The 14,704-nt window shown below is 45.0% G+C and carries 13 protein-coding genes; 8 read left to right on the forward strand and 5 right to left on the reverse strand.

What is annotated here, in order from left to right; all coding sequences use genetic code 11:
- Positions 1 to 25: 25 nt before the first annotated feature.
- From QUA34_RS16870 to QUA34_RS16885, 4 genes are all read right to left on the reverse strand, one after another.
- Positions 26 to 1,480: a TerD family protein gene (locus tag QUA34_RS16870; protein ID WP_333388401.1), complete on the reverse strand. Its 1,455-nt coding sequence runs from the start codon at positions 1,478 to 1,480 to the stop codon at positions 26 to 28.
- Positions 1,481 to 1,579: 99 nt separating this feature from the next.
- A complete protein-coding gene (locus QUA34_RS16875; protein WP_333208952.1) occupies positions 1,580 to 2,152 on the reverse strand; it encodes a TerD family protein in 573 nt (190 codons plus the stop codon).
- Between the two features lie 54 nt (positions 2,153 to 2,206).
- Positions 2,207 to 2,740 carry a peptide deformylase gene (def, locus tag QUA34_RS16880; protein WP_333388404.1) on the reverse strand — a complete coding sequence of 178 codons (534 nt, stop codon included), beginning with the start codon at positions 2,738 to 2,740 and terminating at the stop codon, positions 2,207 to 2,209.
- Positions 2,741 to 2,873: 133 nt separating this feature from the next.
- Complete coding sequence (locus tag QUA34_RS16885) at positions 2,874 to 4,115, reverse strand: HhoA/HhoB/HtrA family serine endopeptidase (RefSeq protein WP_333388407.1); 1,242 nt, start codon at positions 4,113 to 4,115, stop codon at positions 2,874 to 2,876.
- Positions 4,116 to 4,320: 205 nt separating this feature from the next.
- Between QUA34_RS16885 and dnaA the strand changes: the two genes are divergently transcribed.
- The 3 genes from dnaA (at position 4,321) to dnaN (ending at position 7,422) form a co-directional block, all read left to right on the forward strand.
- On the forward strand, positions 4,321 to 5,691 hold the full coding sequence (dnaA, locus tag QUA34_RS16890; RefSeq protein WP_333331247.1) for a chromosomal replication initiator protein DnaA: 1,371 nt from the start codon (positions 4,321 to 4,323) through the stop codon (positions 5,689 to 5,691).
- 39 nt (positions 5,692 to 5,730) lie between these two features.
- Complete coding sequence (locus QUA34_RS16895) at positions 5,731 to 5,976, forward strand: hypothetical protein (protein WP_333388412.1); 246 nt, start codon at positions 5,731 to 5,733, stop codon at positions 5,974 to 5,976.
- Between the two features lie 306 nt (positions 5,977 to 6,282).
- Positions 6,283 to 7,422 carry a DNA polymerase III subunit beta gene (dnaN, locus tag QUA34_RS16900; RefSeq protein WP_333081191.1) on the forward strand — a complete coding sequence of 380 codons (1,140 nt, stop codon included), beginning with the start codon at positions 6,283 to 6,285 and terminating at the stop codon, positions 7,420 to 7,422.
- Positions 7,423 to 7,639: 217 nt separating this feature from the next.
- Here the strand turns inward: dnaN and QUA34_RS16905 are convergent, their stop codons facing one another.
- Complete coding sequence (locus tag QUA34_RS16905; RefSeq protein WP_333388415.1) at positions 7,640 to 9,079, reverse strand: ATP-binding protein; 1,440 nt, start codon at positions 9,077 to 9,079, stop codon at positions 7,640 to 7,642.
- Between the two features lie 340 nt (positions 9,080 to 9,419).
- Here QUA34_RS16905 and QUA34_RS16910 point away from each other — a divergent pair, with 340 nt between their 5' ends.
- The 5 genes from QUA34_RS16910 to QUA34_RS16930 all read left to right on the forward strand — a co-directional run bounded on the left by QUA34_RS16910 (position 9,420) and on the right by QUA34_RS16930 (position 14,637).
- On the forward strand, positions 9,420 to 9,563 hold the full coding sequence (locus tag QUA34_RS16910; RefSeq protein ID WP_333081195.1) for a hypothetical protein: 144 nt from the start codon (positions 9,420 to 9,422) through the stop codon (positions 9,561 to 9,563).
- Positions 9,564 to 10,066: 503 nt separating this feature from the next.
- Positions 10,067 to 11,146 carry a permease gene (locus tag QUA34_RS16915; protein WP_333331238.1) on the forward strand — a complete coding sequence of 360 codons (1,080 nt, stop codon included), beginning with the start codon at positions 10,067 to 10,069 and terminating at the stop codon, positions 11,144 to 11,146.
- 136 nt (positions 11,147 to 11,282) lie between these two features.
- Complete coding sequence (locus QUA34_RS16920) at positions 11,283 to 12,071, forward strand: TIGR03943 family putative permease subunit (protein ID WP_333388418.1); 789 nt, start codon at positions 11,283 to 11,285, stop codon at positions 12,069 to 12,071.
- A gap of 182 nt (positions 12,072 to 12,253) precedes the next feature.
- Positions 12,254 to 13,630: an oligosaccharide flippase family protein gene (locus QUA34_RS16925; protein ID WP_333081199.1), complete on the forward strand. Its 1,377-nt coding sequence runs from the start codon at positions 12,254 to 12,256 to the stop codon at positions 13,628 to 13,630.
- A gap of 20 nt (positions 13,631 to 13,650) precedes the next feature.
- Positions 13,651 to 14,637: a hypothetical protein gene (locus QUA34_RS16930; protein WP_333388421.1), complete on the forward strand. Its 987-nt coding sequence runs from the start codon at positions 13,651 to 13,653 to the stop codon at positions 14,635 to 14,637.
- Positions 14,638 to 14,704 lie beyond the last annotated feature (67 nt).

Here is a 14,704-nt window from a genome sequence, read left to right on the forward strand (position 1 = left end):
TTTTGTTTGGCTGCAAAAGCTGTTTCTAGGGTAAGAGATTTTTGATTCGTGCTGATTTTACCCAATGTGGATATTCGGCTGTCAACAAATCGTATAATTCCTCATCGGCAATATGTTCTGGGTCTTCTAAACTGAAGAAATCGGCGTTGTCTAGGTAGCGATCGCCCATTTCGTCAAGCTGTTCTAAAAAGCTAAAATCGCTCGCTACGGCTCTTGCTAACCACCCGCGAGCTCCCTTACTTTTGACATCTTTCTGCGACTTGCCGATCGCCATAAACTGCCAAAATATCGGCTCGTAAGACGACCATTGTAGCTGCTGCTTGGTTTCCGATTCGTCAGCAGTGGCTCCATCCGTGACAAACATCACGTATACAGGTCGATCGGCTTTAATAGCTGCGTAGCGCCTGCTACCGCGAGCGTCAGGAAAATAGAAATTTCTAATTTCTTTCATTACTTTACCGTAGTAAGTACCTCCTTCTAAAGGATACGGTTGCAGTATATTGTGGATGAAGTTTGAGAAATTGTCGATCGACATTTCACCGGGATTGTGGGGGTTGACTCCAAACAGAAATATGTCGATTGATCCGTTGTCATCCAACCGACACCCCAAAGCCAAAATCTTCTCTGCCAAACGCTGAATTTTTCCTGAACGGTATAGGGAAGACATAGAAGCAGAAATATCGAGGCAAAGCGCTACTTGAGCATTGTGATTTGTGAGATTTGCTTTCTTGAGCGAGATATCGGCTTTCTTCGCGAGATTAAAAATGTGCGGCGCTTTCTCCTCAAGCTTTTTGTCTAACGCTATAGCTTTCTGACTTTTGTGGCTATCTTCAATAACTGGTAATTTAGGCAATTCTACTGTACGTTGTGCTGGTTTTTCTTGCTGTTGAATCTCAGAATGATACTTATCAACAAAACTCTGCAACCCTGCTTTATATCCTTGCCCTACGGCCTGAAATCTCCAAGCTGCATCTTTTTTATACAACCGTCCAAACTCGACTGCTGTTTCTTCAGAAAAAGCTTCGGTTAAATCATACCGCGCTAGTTCGCTGCCTGTTTGGCGATCGTACAATCGGATAAAAGCATTTCTGATTTGGCTGAAATTTTGATGTTTAGCTTGTGCGTCGTGAATCGTGACCACAAAAACCATTTCTTCAACAGCAGCCGTTACTTTTTCCAAGTCTACATCAATTGTCTCGTCATCCCCTTGAGTTTGACCAGTTTGATTATCTCCCGAATGGGTGATCGCTCCGTCCGGCGACTGCGAGTTATTGTAAAATACAAAGTATCTTTCATCGGGAATCTTGCCGTCCGCACCTAATGCAAAAACAGAGGCATCGATATCGCAGCTTTGCGGGTTTGAGTTCGGTAAGTTTAGTTCAGTTGCTATTTCCCACCCCAGGGCGATCGCAACTTTTGTTAAACTTGGAGATGTTTTAGAAAGATTAAATCTTTCGCCCTTCTTTAATTGAATTCCCATCTGGTTTATCACCTCATGAGTCTGATTGCTTAAAATCGAGGGAAACATTCCTGCTTCCGAATTTCCCCTCGATTTATTTAGCTGGGAGCGATCGCCTTTTTATGCGGCATACTTATCTACAAAGCTTTGCAAGCCGGAATTGTAGCCTTCTCCTACAGCTTGAAACCTCCACTCGCCGTCTTTCTTGTAAAGTCTGCCAAACTCTACCGCTGTCTCCCGAGAAAAATCCTCGTCTAAATCGTACTTCATTACCTCTGTGTTAGTAGTAGTGTCGTAAATCCTGATAAAAGCATTCCGCACTTGACCGAAGTTTTGCCTTCTCGATTCTGCTTCGTGGATAGTTACCACAAACACAATTTCTTGCACCGCCGGATCGACTTTGCTTAAATCGACTGTAACGGTTTCATCATCGCCAAATCCTTCTCCAGTTCTGCTATCTCCCAGATGTATTACAGAAGTGTCCGGCGACTCCTTGTTGTTGTAGAAAACAAAGTATTTTTCGCCGGGAATTTTGCCCGTAGCCCCCAACATAAACACGGAAGCATCTAAGTCAAACGCTGTGCCGGTATCTGTAGCATTGGTATCCCATCCCAAACCAATCCCGGCATTTTTTAGCCCCGGTGCTTCTTTAGAGAGATTGATTCTCCCGCCTTTTTCCAAATTGATAGACATTCGCCCTCCTATTCACAACATCACTGGTGTTACTACTAGCAATTATATCAAGTGTTATAGTAAGTTGACGATTTGCTTTTGGTACTCGTCCTCTGTGATTAGTTCGTGGGTATTTTCCACTCTGTCTAAAAACACGATTCCATCTAAATGGTCGTGTTCGTGTTGAAAAATTCGGGCCACAAAGTCTGTCAATTCTTGTCGGTGGAGTTTGCCGTCTCTACTGGTGTATTCTATCTCGATCGCCCTACTTCTCGGCACCAACCCTCGAATCCCCGGAATGCTCAAACAGCCTTCCCAGTCTTTGACTGTCTCTGTTGATGCAGCCACAATCCGGGGATTAATCATCGCTGTGGGTTCCATGTGGGGTGCTTGGGGATACCGTAAATTGGGACGGGATGCGACGATGAACAGACGATCGGACTGAGCCGCTTGAGGGGCAGCAATCCCCACTCCGTTTGCCTGCTGTACTGTACAGATTAAGCTGTCAATCAACTCTTGAATGCGATCGTCCTTAATATTCTCGACAACTTGAGACTGGCGGCGCAGTACGGGATTTCCTAATTGAGAAATTTGTAATATTTCTGCCATAGCTATTGGTTAGTCGTTATTGGTTAGTCGTTAACTACTGACAAATTATTATTTTCTTCTTCCTTCTGATGTTCTTCTTGACCTCCGTTACATCCGTTACATCCCGTACATTGCTCGTTGCCGAACTTCCTTCTTATCCAACTTTTTGAACCGGCAAACTCCCCGGTTTAACACTCAAATTAACTATTTGCCCGTTGCGGTTAATTTCCATTTGCAACAGCCCGCCAACCTTAGCATTTTGCACGAACTCCTGAACAGCTTCCGACTGAATAATCGGCTGATTGTTAATCTTTTGAATCACATCTCCAGCCCGCAAACCTGATGCTGCTGCGGGAGAATTAGGAACAACGCTAACAATAGCCACACCCCGATCAACTGCAACTCGCAGACTGCTGGTAGCATTGCTGTTAATTTGCTCCTTAACATCGGGAGTCAGCGTCGCCATTTCAATACCCAAATAAGCGTGTTCGACTTTCCCCGTCGAAATCAGTTCCTTCGCCACCTGTTGCGCCGCCTGAATGGGAATCGCAAACCCCAATCCTTGAGCGCCTTGAATAATCGCCGTATTCATGCCAATAACTTGTCCCGAAGCATTCAGCAGCGGGCCGCCGGAATTCCCCGGATTAATTGCAGCGTCTGTTTGAATAAAACCGATCCGCTTGTCGGGTACGCCCACCTCTGAGCTCGATCGCCCCGTAGCGCTAATAATTCCCGCAGTTACGGAATTGTCCAAACCCAAAGGATTGCCGATCGCGATCGCCCATTCCCCAGGCAACAGCTTATCCGAATTGCCGATCGCCACCACAGGCACATTATTGGCTTCAATCTTCACCACAGCCACATCCGTCACCTTATCCGCCCCCAACACCCGCCCCTGAAAGCTGCGGCCGTCCTTGAGAGTTACATTTACGGTATCGGCTCCCTCTACAACGTGAGCGTTAGTGAGAATCAAGCCGTCAGCACCGATGACAAAACCCGAACCAGTGCCCCGTTCGATCCCGCCCCGGCCGCCCGAATTCGGTTCTATGCCAAAAAAATCTTCCGGCGACAGCCCTCTATTTCCCGGTTTCACCCGGCGCGAAGCATCGATCCGAACCACTGCCGGGCCAACTTTTGCCACCGCAGCCACAATAAAATTCACATTAGCCGCGTCGCCCGCCAACGAAGCCGGCGGCAAGACTTTGCTAGCTTGATCCTTTGTATTACGAGGCAGTTGCAATTTGGGTTCCAGCGCCCTTTGTCGCGAATCGCCAGAATTTGCACCAAATTGAGAAACCGTCAGACGATCGCCCAACATGGCGGCCCCGGCTCCCGTTACCAGCAGCAATATGTAAATTGCCGGTTGCTTCCAAAATTTGCCAGTAGAACTCTTCATGGCCATGTTTTAAGGCTTTCCTGCCAAATCTAAATATTTGCTGAACAGCTCCCCGATACCTGGTTTGGGCTGCAGAGCCGCAAAATTTTCGGCGATGGCGTCCCGCCCCGCAAGCTACCGCAGACTCCCTTAAACTTTAGCATCTGACGACTAAACTCTCTAGAGTAGAATTAATATCTTGAATGCCGATCGGCAGAGGTGAGCAGTGGACATTCCCCTCGAAAGTCTGTGGAATCAGATACTTGAACGTCTCCAGGTACAACTGAGCAGACCTAGCTTTGAGACGTGGATCAAAACTGCTAGGGCCGAACAACTCGAAAATAACTGTTTGATCGTCAGCGCCCCCAACCCCTTTGCTCGCAATTGGTTGCAAAAATATTACAGAGAAATCCTTGCCGATGCAGTCGCAGAAATTCTGGGCTATCCCGTAGACATTTACTTGACAATTGCCGGGGGAAACGAAACAGGCGGCAGCAGCGACTCGGCCATAATTTGGCCCTCCCCCATCGCGGATGTCCCGGAAAGCCACTCGCTTCACCCCCCCAAACCCGCCAATTTAAACCCCAAATACCTATTTTCCCGCTTTGTCGTCGGTTCTAACAACCGCATGGCCCACGCAGCCTCCCTCGCCGTAGCCGAGTCTCCGGGCCGAGAATTCAATCCCCTATTTTTGTGCGGTGGCGTCGGTTTGGGCAAAACTCATTTAATGCAGGCGATCGGTCATTATCGCTTGGAAATTGACCCCAACGCCAAGATTTTTTACGTTTCTACTGAGAAATTTACTAACGATTTAATCGCCGCCATTCGCAAAGACAGTATGCAAACTTTCCGCGACCATTATCGGGCAGCCGATGTTTTATTAATAGATGACATCCAATTTATTGAAGGGAAAGAATACACTCAAGAAGAATTTTTTCACACTTTTAATACTTTGCACGAAGCCGGGAATCAAGTAGTTTTAGCTTCCGATCGCCCGCCGCAGCAAATCCCCCGCCTGCAAGAGCGTTTGTGTTCCCGATTTTCCATGGGATTAATTGCCGACATTCAATTGCCCGACTTGGAAACTAGGATGGCAATTTTGCAGAAAAAAGCCGAGTATGAAAATATGCGGTTGCCGCGAGATGTGATTGAATACATTGCTTCTAGTTACACTTCCAACGTTCGGGAATTAGAAGGTGCTTTGATTCGGGCGGTAGCATATCTTTCAATTACCGGTTTGCCGATGACTGTGGAAAATATCGCCCCGGTTTTGAATCCGCAAACTGAAAGTGTAGAGGCAACGCCAGATGCAGTAATTGCAGTTGTGGCTGAGGAGTTTGATGTTTCTGTTGAAGATTTGAAAGGTATTTCCCGCAGGCGAGAAATTAGTCTCGCACGTCAAATAGGGATGTATTTAATTCGGCAGCATACTGGTTTGAGTTTGCCGAAAGTTGGAGAAGTGTTCGGTGGCAAAGATCACACGACTGTGCTTTACAGTTGCGACAAAATTGCTCAGTTGCGGAATACTGACCCGAATTTGGCCCAAACTTTGCGTCAGTTGAGCGATCGAATTAACGCTGTCAGCCGCAAAACTTGAGAAGAAGTCAGTTGTCAGTTGTCAGTTGTCGGTTGACAGTTGTCAGTTGTCAGTTGTCATCACTCAACGCCGTCAACAGTCAACAGTCAACAGTCAACAATTCCCATTCCCAATTCCCAATGCCCCATAATAGACAATCTTGCCTGTGGAAAAACCTGTGGAAAAGTTCCCCTCCGTTTGTGGAAAACTTTACTCGATCGCCCAAAACAGTTTTTGCACAAAAATAAGCGGGCGATCGACCGCAACAGCTTTTCCACAAGTTTTCCACAGGGATTTATTACCTAGAGGTTATGCCCAGCCAGCAGTTAGCTTTTTTTTCCACAGTTTCCACAGGGCGATCGATACAAAAATAATTCAATAAATTAAAAAAAACTGGTGATCCCTACACACCCTACACACATAGTTCGCGACGCGGGCTGACCTCAGAAACCCGGTTTCTACGAAGATTTCTCGTTTTTACAGGCAAAATTTTGCGTAGAAACCGGCAATAAGCGCCCCATACTTAACCCCTACACACAGAAAAACCGACCCGCCGGCTTTCTGTGATACGATTTGTTTCTGTTTCAAATCCGGTTAATTAACCTTCCTACCATGAAATTGGTTTGCACCCAAAGTGACCTCAACGCCAACCTCTCGTTGGTAAGTCGGGCCGTTCCCTCCCGCCCGACACATCCGGTACTCGCCAACGTGCTCTTAGTAGCGGATGAGGAAAATCAGCGGGTTAGCTTGACAGCTTTCGATCTCAGTTTGGGCATTCGCACCAGCTTCGCAGCAGAAGTAACAGGCGGCGGCAGTTTTACCATACCCGCTAAATTACTCAACGATATTGTTTCGAGACTCCCAGATGGAGAGATTACTTTAGAAGACGAAGCGGGGGACACCGTAGCATATCTCACTTGCAGTTCTGGCAGCTACCAAGTTAGAGGCATGGGCCCGGAAGAATTCCCAGAATTGCCTGCAATAGAAGGCGGAACAATCCTCAAATTGCCACCGGAAGCCTTGATAGAAGGACTCAAAGGAACTTTATTTGCTACTAGCCCCGACGAGGCAAAACAGGTACTTGCAGGCGTGCATTTAAAGGTATTGCAAGATTGCCTGGAATTTGCAGCTACAGACGGTCACAGATTGGCAGTAGTTCAAACTGCCAATGAAAAACCTGAAGGCGAAGAAACCCAAGAAGAATTTGAGGTGACAGTCCCCGCTAAAGCATTGCGCGAAGTAGAAAGAATGCTGGTGATGCGGCAGTGGACTGAACCTGTCACCCTGCATTTTGAACACGGTCAAGTAGTGTTTGAATGGGCAGATCAGCGGCTGACCACCCGCACCTTGGAAGGGCAATATCCCGCATATCGGCAGTTGATTCCGCCGTCTTTTGAGCGGCAAATTACCTTAGAAAGGCGATCGTTCTTAGCAGCAGTAGAAAGAATTGCCGTTTTTGCAGACCAAAAAAACAATATTCTCAAATGCAGCATCGACGAGGAGAATCAGGAAATTACTTTGTCTGTAGATGCTAAAGATGTCGGCTGTGGCAAAGAGTCAATGCCCGCACAGATTTCGGGAGATAGCATAGATATTGCTTTCAACGTGAAATACTTAATTGACATTTTGAAAACTGCTCAATCCCCAGAAATTCAACTGCAATTAAACGGTGCTTTAGCCCCCGTAATTTTCCAGCCTTTAGGCGGAGTTAATGCTACATTCTTGGTAATGCCTGTTCAGCTAAGAGCTTAAAAAGAGTCATTAGTCATTAGTCAGTAGTCATTAGTCATCAATCAACTGTCAACAATCACAGATGGCAACCGAAATTGAGCTAATTCATCTGCGTTAATCGGTGTTTATCTGCCCTCATCTGCGGTCAACAAAAGAGATTTTTTCGGATCGCAGATGACAAGGGTTGACGCTGATTCACGCAGATAAAGAGAAGAGAGATTTGATATGAGTTATTGCTTCAAATCAATGGCAACAAAATTTCAAATTCAGTACCTGTACCGGGCGTAGAATGCAAATTTAACTTACCTTTATGCTTTTCCGTAACAATTTGATGGGTAATTGCCAACCCCAAACCGGTACCTTTCCCGGCCGGTTTAGTGGTGAAAAATGTCTCAAAAATCCGCCGCTGAATTTCTGGCGGAATTCCCGGCCCGTTATCAGCTATTCGGATGGCTATCCAAGCGTTATTTTGATTTTTTTCCGCTGCTTCTGGGCAGAAGTCGCCGTTTTGGCTGGCGGATGATAGCTGTTTGGCAATTTGTCGATCGCCCCTCACATAATTTTGAATTAATTCCGAATTCACGCAGTCGCCGTCAGAACTGTCTATTACCTCGGTTTCAATAGTAATTGCAGGCATAAAACCCTTTTCTTCTTTTACCTCTTCCAAAGCGTCGATCGCATTGTTGATGATATTCATAAATACCTGGCTCAACTGACCAGAGTAACACTTGACCAAAGGCAAATCACCATAGTTTTTAACTACCTTAAATCCGTACTTCAGACGATTTTTCATAATTAGCAGCGTACTGTCAATACATTCGTGGATGTTAGCTTGCTTCAAGTGGGTTTCGTCCATGTGAGAAAAGGTGTGCAGGCTGGTGACGAGTTCGGTCAGCCTCTGCGATGAAACTTTCATACTTTTGAGAATTTCCACCCAATCTTCTTGTAAAAAATCAAATTCTATGTGTTTTTTGAGTTCGCTAATTTTTTCGCTGTCACCCACAATGTCTTCGTAAGCAGACAGCAAATCCATGATGTCTTTCGAGTAGTTGGACAAAAAGCCGAGATTTCCGCTGATGCAGGTGACGGGATTTCTAATTTCGTGGGCGACTCCAGCTACCATCTGCCCCAAACTCGCTAGTTTTTCGGTTTGAATTAGTTGAGATTGAGTTTGCTGCCTCAGCAATTTGGTCGCTAGTTCGTGAATGTTGGATTGGGCTACTAACAGTTCATGTACATCTAGCAAACTATAAGTTTGAGGCGACACTTGAACCACAATCGGTTCATAAAGCAGTTCTTTCGATCGCAACAGCGACTTCCTGGCTGCATCCACGATTAAAGTATTGCTGGAAAAAATTAAACTCTCAGTTTCGGCAAAGCGGTACAAAGCCCTCACAGGTCGCTTTAAAAATAATTCTCGCCCAAAAGGACGGCTGATAAATTCTAAAAATCTCCGCCGGGAAATCATACCGGCAAATTCACCATGATGGGTGACAATGACTCCCGGTAACAGCGGATTAGCTTCTAACATCTGAGAAATTCGCATTCCCCAATCCGTAGCTTCTACCTGAAAATCGTAAAGCGACAATTGTTGGAGAGTAGAGTCTAAACAAAGTTCTCCTAGGTCAGCCTCGGAGATGGGTTGGACGGGTCTTTCTACGCAGGAGGTATTCAACATAAATTTATCAGCACGCTTTTTTGGGTTCTATTTGCCAGCAGACATTCAGCTACCAAAGCTCAGCAGGTGAGTTGCTGAGTGTTTTGACCGGCATCCCCCTGGCAAACTGCATTTTAAATTACACAAAAAACTGACTGTAGCAAGGAAAATTTTACCACTTAAAGTATTAGGCAAGATTGAGGATCACCGAGATAAATGCGCCCTGGTAATTATACCTGACTTTATTTTATACTGACTTGAGCGGTATTAACGCTTGTTTCGACTATTTAACTATTCATTAATCTTAATTAATCGTCTTAACCTTTTGTTAATAAATTATTAGGCTGAGAAATATAATTGATTGATAATAGAAGAAAATGGGAATTGCCCGATCGCCCACGCCATGCACACGTCAGCAGACAAGTTAAAAGCCCAAATTGGAGCGATCGCGTCCCTGAGTTTTAGCTCCCTAATGCCGATGGCGTCGGGCCATCGCCCCTGCTAGGGCATTTGAGGCGATTTCATCCCATCTCCCCGATCCGGTACTTGCAACCCCCCGTAACGCTCAGCCAGCGACACACCTGCCAGTGCGTCCCCTATAGGTTTGTAGTGAAAACTAAAGTCATCGCTACAAACCAATTTTGTAGCGATCGTTATATAAAACAGTTAGCCTCGCCCGCAATCTGTAAAATCTGCCTTGGCATATGTTCTAAAATCAATTATTCTTAACCGAAATATCCATCAAATCCGCGACGGTTGGCATAGTCAATTATTGATTGGCTGTACGAGGCGGATATGAATAAAAATCCAGCCAAATTCCAACAGTTTTAACCAGTCGAAATCATTCCATGTCTTAGCATTGATTAAATGAGAAGGTCTACAAATCCTAGCAAAAAAAAGACCAAAAACAATTAACTCGATCTTAACTTAGTGCTAGGCTTTGGTATGATCTACAAGGAGTTCCACCAAAGACGTATAGCTAAATAGCAATCTACCAGTAGGTGATCGATGCAACCCGCCCTGACAAATCAGTTAAATAATGCTTTCACCCTGTTTCTCAGCTTGTTAGTAGAAGCAATACCTTTTCTGCTGCTCGGAGTTTTATTTTCAGGTTTGCTGCTGGGGTTTGTAGACGAACGCAAACTCGTATCGCGCATCCCACAAAACCCGCTGCTGGCGGCTTTGATGGGCAGTTCGATTGGCTTTTTGTTTCCCGTGTGCGAGTGCGGTAACGTGCCCGTAGCCCGCAGGTTACTGATGCAGGGAGTGCCCGCACCCGCCGCGATCGGCTTTTTGCTCGCAGCCCCCACCATCAACCCCGTGGTAATTTGGGCGACTTGGACGGCATTTCGCGATCAGCCAGAAATTGTAGTTTTGCGGGTGGTATTTTCTCTGTCTATAGCCACAATTATCGGCTGGGTGTTCAGCGCCCAAAAAGACTTGCGGCCTCTGCTGCACCCGTCTGTAGCCCGCGCTATTCCCCTCCCAAAACCAGAGTTTTCCAAAAAAGAACTCGTCGAAGCCAACACTCCGCTGCTGTTGCAGTCGGGAACATTTATGCTCGGTCAGCCGGGGGGTGCGGTGCCGATCGAATCTTTGCTACAAGACGACTGGCAGCCATTACCAACAGGCAAAACAGAAAAAACCTCGAAACGTTCCTCGATGTTCCACCCTGTTTCTAAAGAGCGTCTGCGCCTGCTTTTAGATACTATGGTACAGGAGTTGCGGGAATTGGGAGGAGTGTTGGTGATCGGAAGTGCGATCGCAGCAATCATTCAAGTGGGCGCCCCCCGCGAACTAATTCTCAACCTCGGCCAAGGCCCCGTTTCCTCGATTATAGCCATGCTGATCTTAGGCGCAGTCGTGTCGATTTGTTCTACAGTAGATGCCTTTTTTGCCCTGGCTTTTGCTTCCACATTTACCAGCGGTTCGCTGTTAGCATTTCTCGTTTTTGGCCCGATGATTGACCTCAAAGGCATCGGTTTAATGCTGTCAATTTTTAAAGGTAGGTCCGTCCTTTACTTAATTGTGTTGGCAGCTCAGTTAACCTTTTTAATGACCCTGGCTGTCAACTTGCATTTAGGTTAATAAATTAGCTCAAACAGACCACTAATACTATTTTAGATTTTCAATGACCTTGCTCCACGACACGGAAGTCACGGATATACGGATAGGTGTTTTTTCTTTTCCCTCTTCCCTCTTGTTTCCCAATCACTATTAAAAAATGAATCTTAAAAAAATTAGCCCCTGGCTGGACGCCCTAGCTATATTAGCCTGGGGAATACTGCTTCTTAAATATTGGATCACCGGCAAATTAAGCATTCTCATTCACCCCAATTACTTTGGCTTGACTCTAGCAGGAGGAATCGGCTTAATGGTTATTGGCGGTTTAAAAACTTGGGAACTCTTAAAGCTCGATCGCACCACAAAGCAATCGCGGACATCAACAGCAAATAACTCTCTCAGAATCACAGAAGTTGAACACGTTACTTTGTTTCCCCCCAGTATCGGCAGCACCTTAATGTTGGGCGTCGCATTAATAGGTTTACTAACAACGCCACGCACCTTTACCAGCCAGACAGCATTAGAACGAGGCCTCACCGAATCCCTGCCCATCACCAGACTGCAACCCCAAGAATTTCGCAATACTACAAAACCCGAACAGCGATCGCTCGTCGAATGGGTGCGGCTGTTAAATTTCAACCCCGAACCGGATACATACAGAGGTCAAAAAGTCAAAGTTCAAGGATTTGTAATTCACCCCCCTAACCTAACAGAACAATATATGTGGATTGGGCGTTTTATCATTACCTGCTGCGCGGCAGACGCCTATCCGATCGGGTTGCCGGTAAAATTACTGATCGGTCAAAGCCGCACCACCTTTGCCCCAGACACTTGGCTAGAAATAGAAGGAGAAACGATCGTAGAAGAACTCCAAGGCAAGCGCAAATTAATCATTCAAGCATCCTCCCTCACACCAATTCCCGAACCAAAAAACCCTTATGATTATTAGATGTTGAGTAAGTATCAGATTAAATTTTACCTTGATTGCGAGATGGAAAGTCCAGACCCAATCTCCGTATACAGATCAACATACGGTAAAGTCAGCTATAAAAGTGGCAGTATCCTCCTCTAGGAGTTGCAAATAACAAATTCAGCAACTACACTCGTAATTAGGAAATAAATTCTGAGTATATGTCATCAGAAAAAAAATTAGCTATCAAAGGTGCTGCCTGGACGATCGCCAGTTATGCAAGCAGTCAAATTATCCGATTTGGCAGTAACTTAATCCTGACGCGTCTGCTTTTACCCGAATTATTTGGTCTAGTAGGTCTAACCTACGTTTTTATAACAGGGATCAACTTATTTACAGACATAGGTTTGGGCCCAAGTATCATCCAGAACAAACGGGGGGAAGATCCTCAATTTCTCAACACCGCTTGGACACTGCAAGTTCTTCGCAGCTTGTTCATTTGGATTGGTTTGGTTATAATTACCCAGCCCGTTGCGAGTTTTTATGAAGAGCCCCGTCTTCTGTGGTTAATTCCAATCATAGGTATAAATTCCGTACTAGGAGGGTTTAAATCTACTGCCACAGCCAGCCTAGAACGCAAAATGGCAGTGAAGAAAGTAGTAATTTTTGAGTTGGGCATACAGATTGTTTCTACAACAGTGATGATTGTCTGGGCATGGTTCGATCGCAGCATCTGGGCGATCATCGTCGGTGGCTTTACGGGAGCTTTCATGGAGTTAGTATGGAGCCATTTTTTGATTCCAGGCAAGTCAAACCGCTTTGCTTGGGATAAAGAAGCAGCTAAAGAAATATTTTCTTATGGAAAATGGATATTTTTGTCTACGGCTTTGTTTTTCTTGTGCTCTCAAGCCGATAGACTGATCCTAGGGAAAATATTTACTTTAACAATGTTGGGCATTTACGGCATCGCTTTTACCCTGGGGGATATGCCGCGCCAAGTCATCATCGCCATTAGTGGCCGGGTGATTTTTCCATCGATTTCTATGCTGGCAGAGTTGCCGCGGGAGGAGTTGCGCGCGAAGATACTCAAGAACCGCAAGCTAATTCTAATACCATTAGCCGTAGGTTTAGCAATTTTTGTGATCTTTGGAGATCAGTTAATTTTAACACTGTATCGGAAAGAGTATGAGGCTGCATCTTGGATGATGCCAATCTTGGCGTTAGGTATCTGGCACACCACCCTCCACAATATCATGGGTTCTTGTCTGTTAGCCGTAGGAAAGTCTCAGTACCCAGCTATAGGCAATCTGCTGACTTTTGTGAATCTATGTATAAGTATACCGCTGGGATACTACTTAAAAGGTAATTTAGGTGCCGTGATTGCTGTAGCTCTCGGTGACCTTCCTACCTATGCAGTAACTAACTACGGTTTGTGGAAAGAAGGACTAACTTGTTTTTGGCAGGATATTCAATTAACAGGCCTGTTTGTAGTGGTGCTGGCCACTCTACTTTGGTGTAGAGTCGCTTTGGATTTGGGTCTGCCAATCGATAAAATATCACCGATGGATTTAGTTCCAATCAATCAACTATTTCAGTAAACAAAAAGGAGATTGTCTCTATGTCAGCCGAACAAAATACAAGAAGCAAAGTAATGCACTTTATGTTCTTACAAATGGCTCTTTTACAAGAAATATCGCGAGTGGCAACAAGGTATAGTAAACTGATGTTTTTTTATCAAAAAAATCGGATTATAAATTTGTTCAAAGAAAACGAACATCCCGAAAAAAAACGCCCCAAAGTCTTTGTGGCTGTCCCACACATTACATCAGTTGAAGAATCTAACAATCCCGAAAAAGCCACAGCAAAAATAGAGAGACTCAGGCACACAATAGATGGACTGTTAACGACTTTTGCTCATTGCGACCTGACAATTACTATCCAAACTCTACCGAACAGGCACGTTACAGCCTACTTACCTGAATATCAAATTAAGTGCATTCAGATCCAAGAAGGCCCTGAATGCGACCCCATGTTTGTAGAGTTTAGACTTCAGGAAGAATTTGTCGAAAGAGTAGAAAAATTTGACTGGTTTTTATTTATAGAAGATGACATTGTTTTGTACGATGCTTTCATTCTAGAAAAATTAGAAAGTTTTAACCGACAAAGCGGGTATGAGAATGCTATTCTTTACCCACACCGTTTTGAAATGTATCAAGGAACCAAGAGATACATTGATTTGACAATAGATGATCAACTATCGTGGAATCAACTATCTAGTGTAGAGATAGAAACTGTAAAATTTGCTGAGTGTACCAATCCTCATTCAGGATTTTACTGTTTGTCAAGAAAGCAGATGAAAGAGTGGATAAAATCAGGTCGCATCTTCAAAAATCAAGTAGTGAAGGTCGGGCCTTTAGAGAGTGCAGCCACTTTTTGTCTTTTGGAATGTTTCTCGATATATAAGCCCCACCCGTCAAACTTAAACTATTTTGAGATCAGGCATTACGATAGCAAATATTCTAAGCTATATCCCGAACCGGAATCGCCGTATACACTGTCAGCAGTTAATAATAGTTCCCACACACCAATCGGCAAGGCTTCGTGAAAGGGATCTAAGTAGTCGTCATGATTATTAGTAGGATGGGTAGATCGCAAGCGTTACCCCTCAACCT

Origin of the sequence: Microcoleus sp. POL10_C6 (assembly GCF_036701585.1) — a bacterium.
In the GTDB taxonomy this organism is placed as follows: domain Bacteria; phylum Cyanobacteriota; class Cyanobacteriia; order Cyanobacteriales; family Microcoleaceae; genus Microcoleus.

Bases quoted from the DNA above. Each gene is read 5' to 3' on its own strand.
- QUA34_RS16870 (WP_333388401.1), bottom strand. From the start codon at position 1,480: ATGGGAATTCAATTAAAGAAGGGCGAAAGATTTAATCTTTCTAAAACA.
- QUA34_RS16875 (WP_333208952.1), bottom strand. From the start codon at position 2,152: ATGTCTATCAATTTGGAAAAAGGCGGGAGAATCAATCTCTCTAAAGAA.
- def (WP_333388404.1), bottom strand. From the start codon at position 2,740: ATGGCAGAAATATTACAAATTTCTCAATTAGGAAATCCCGTACTGCGC.
- QUA34_RS16885 (WP_333388407.1), bottom strand. From the start codon at position 4,115: ATGAAGAGTTCTACTGGCAAATTTTGGAAGCAACCGGCAATTTACATA.
- dnaN (WP_333081191.1), top strand. From the start codon at position 6,283: ATGAAATTGGTTTGCACCCAAAGTGACCTCAACGCCAACCTCTCGTTG.
- QUA34_RS16905 (WP_333388415.1), bottom strand. From the start codon at position 9,079: ATGTTGAATACCTCCTGCGTAGAAAGACCCGTCCAACCCATCTCCGAG.
- QUA34_RS16915 (WP_333331238.1), top strand. From the start codon at position 10,067: ATGCAACCCGCCCTGACAAATCAGTTAAATAATGCTTTCACCCTGTTT.
- QUA34_RS16920 (WP_333388418.1), top strand. From the start codon at position 11,283: ATGAATCTTAAAAAAATTAGCCCCTGGCTGGACGCCCTAGCTATATTA.
- QUA34_RS16925 (WP_333081199.1), top strand. From the start codon at position 12,254: ATGTCATCAGAAAAAAAATTAGCTATCAAAGGTGCTGCCTGGACGATC.
- QUA34_RS16930 (WP_333388421.1), top strand. From the start codon at position 13,651: ATGTCAGCCGAACAAAATACAAGAAGCAAAGTAATGCACTTTATGTTC.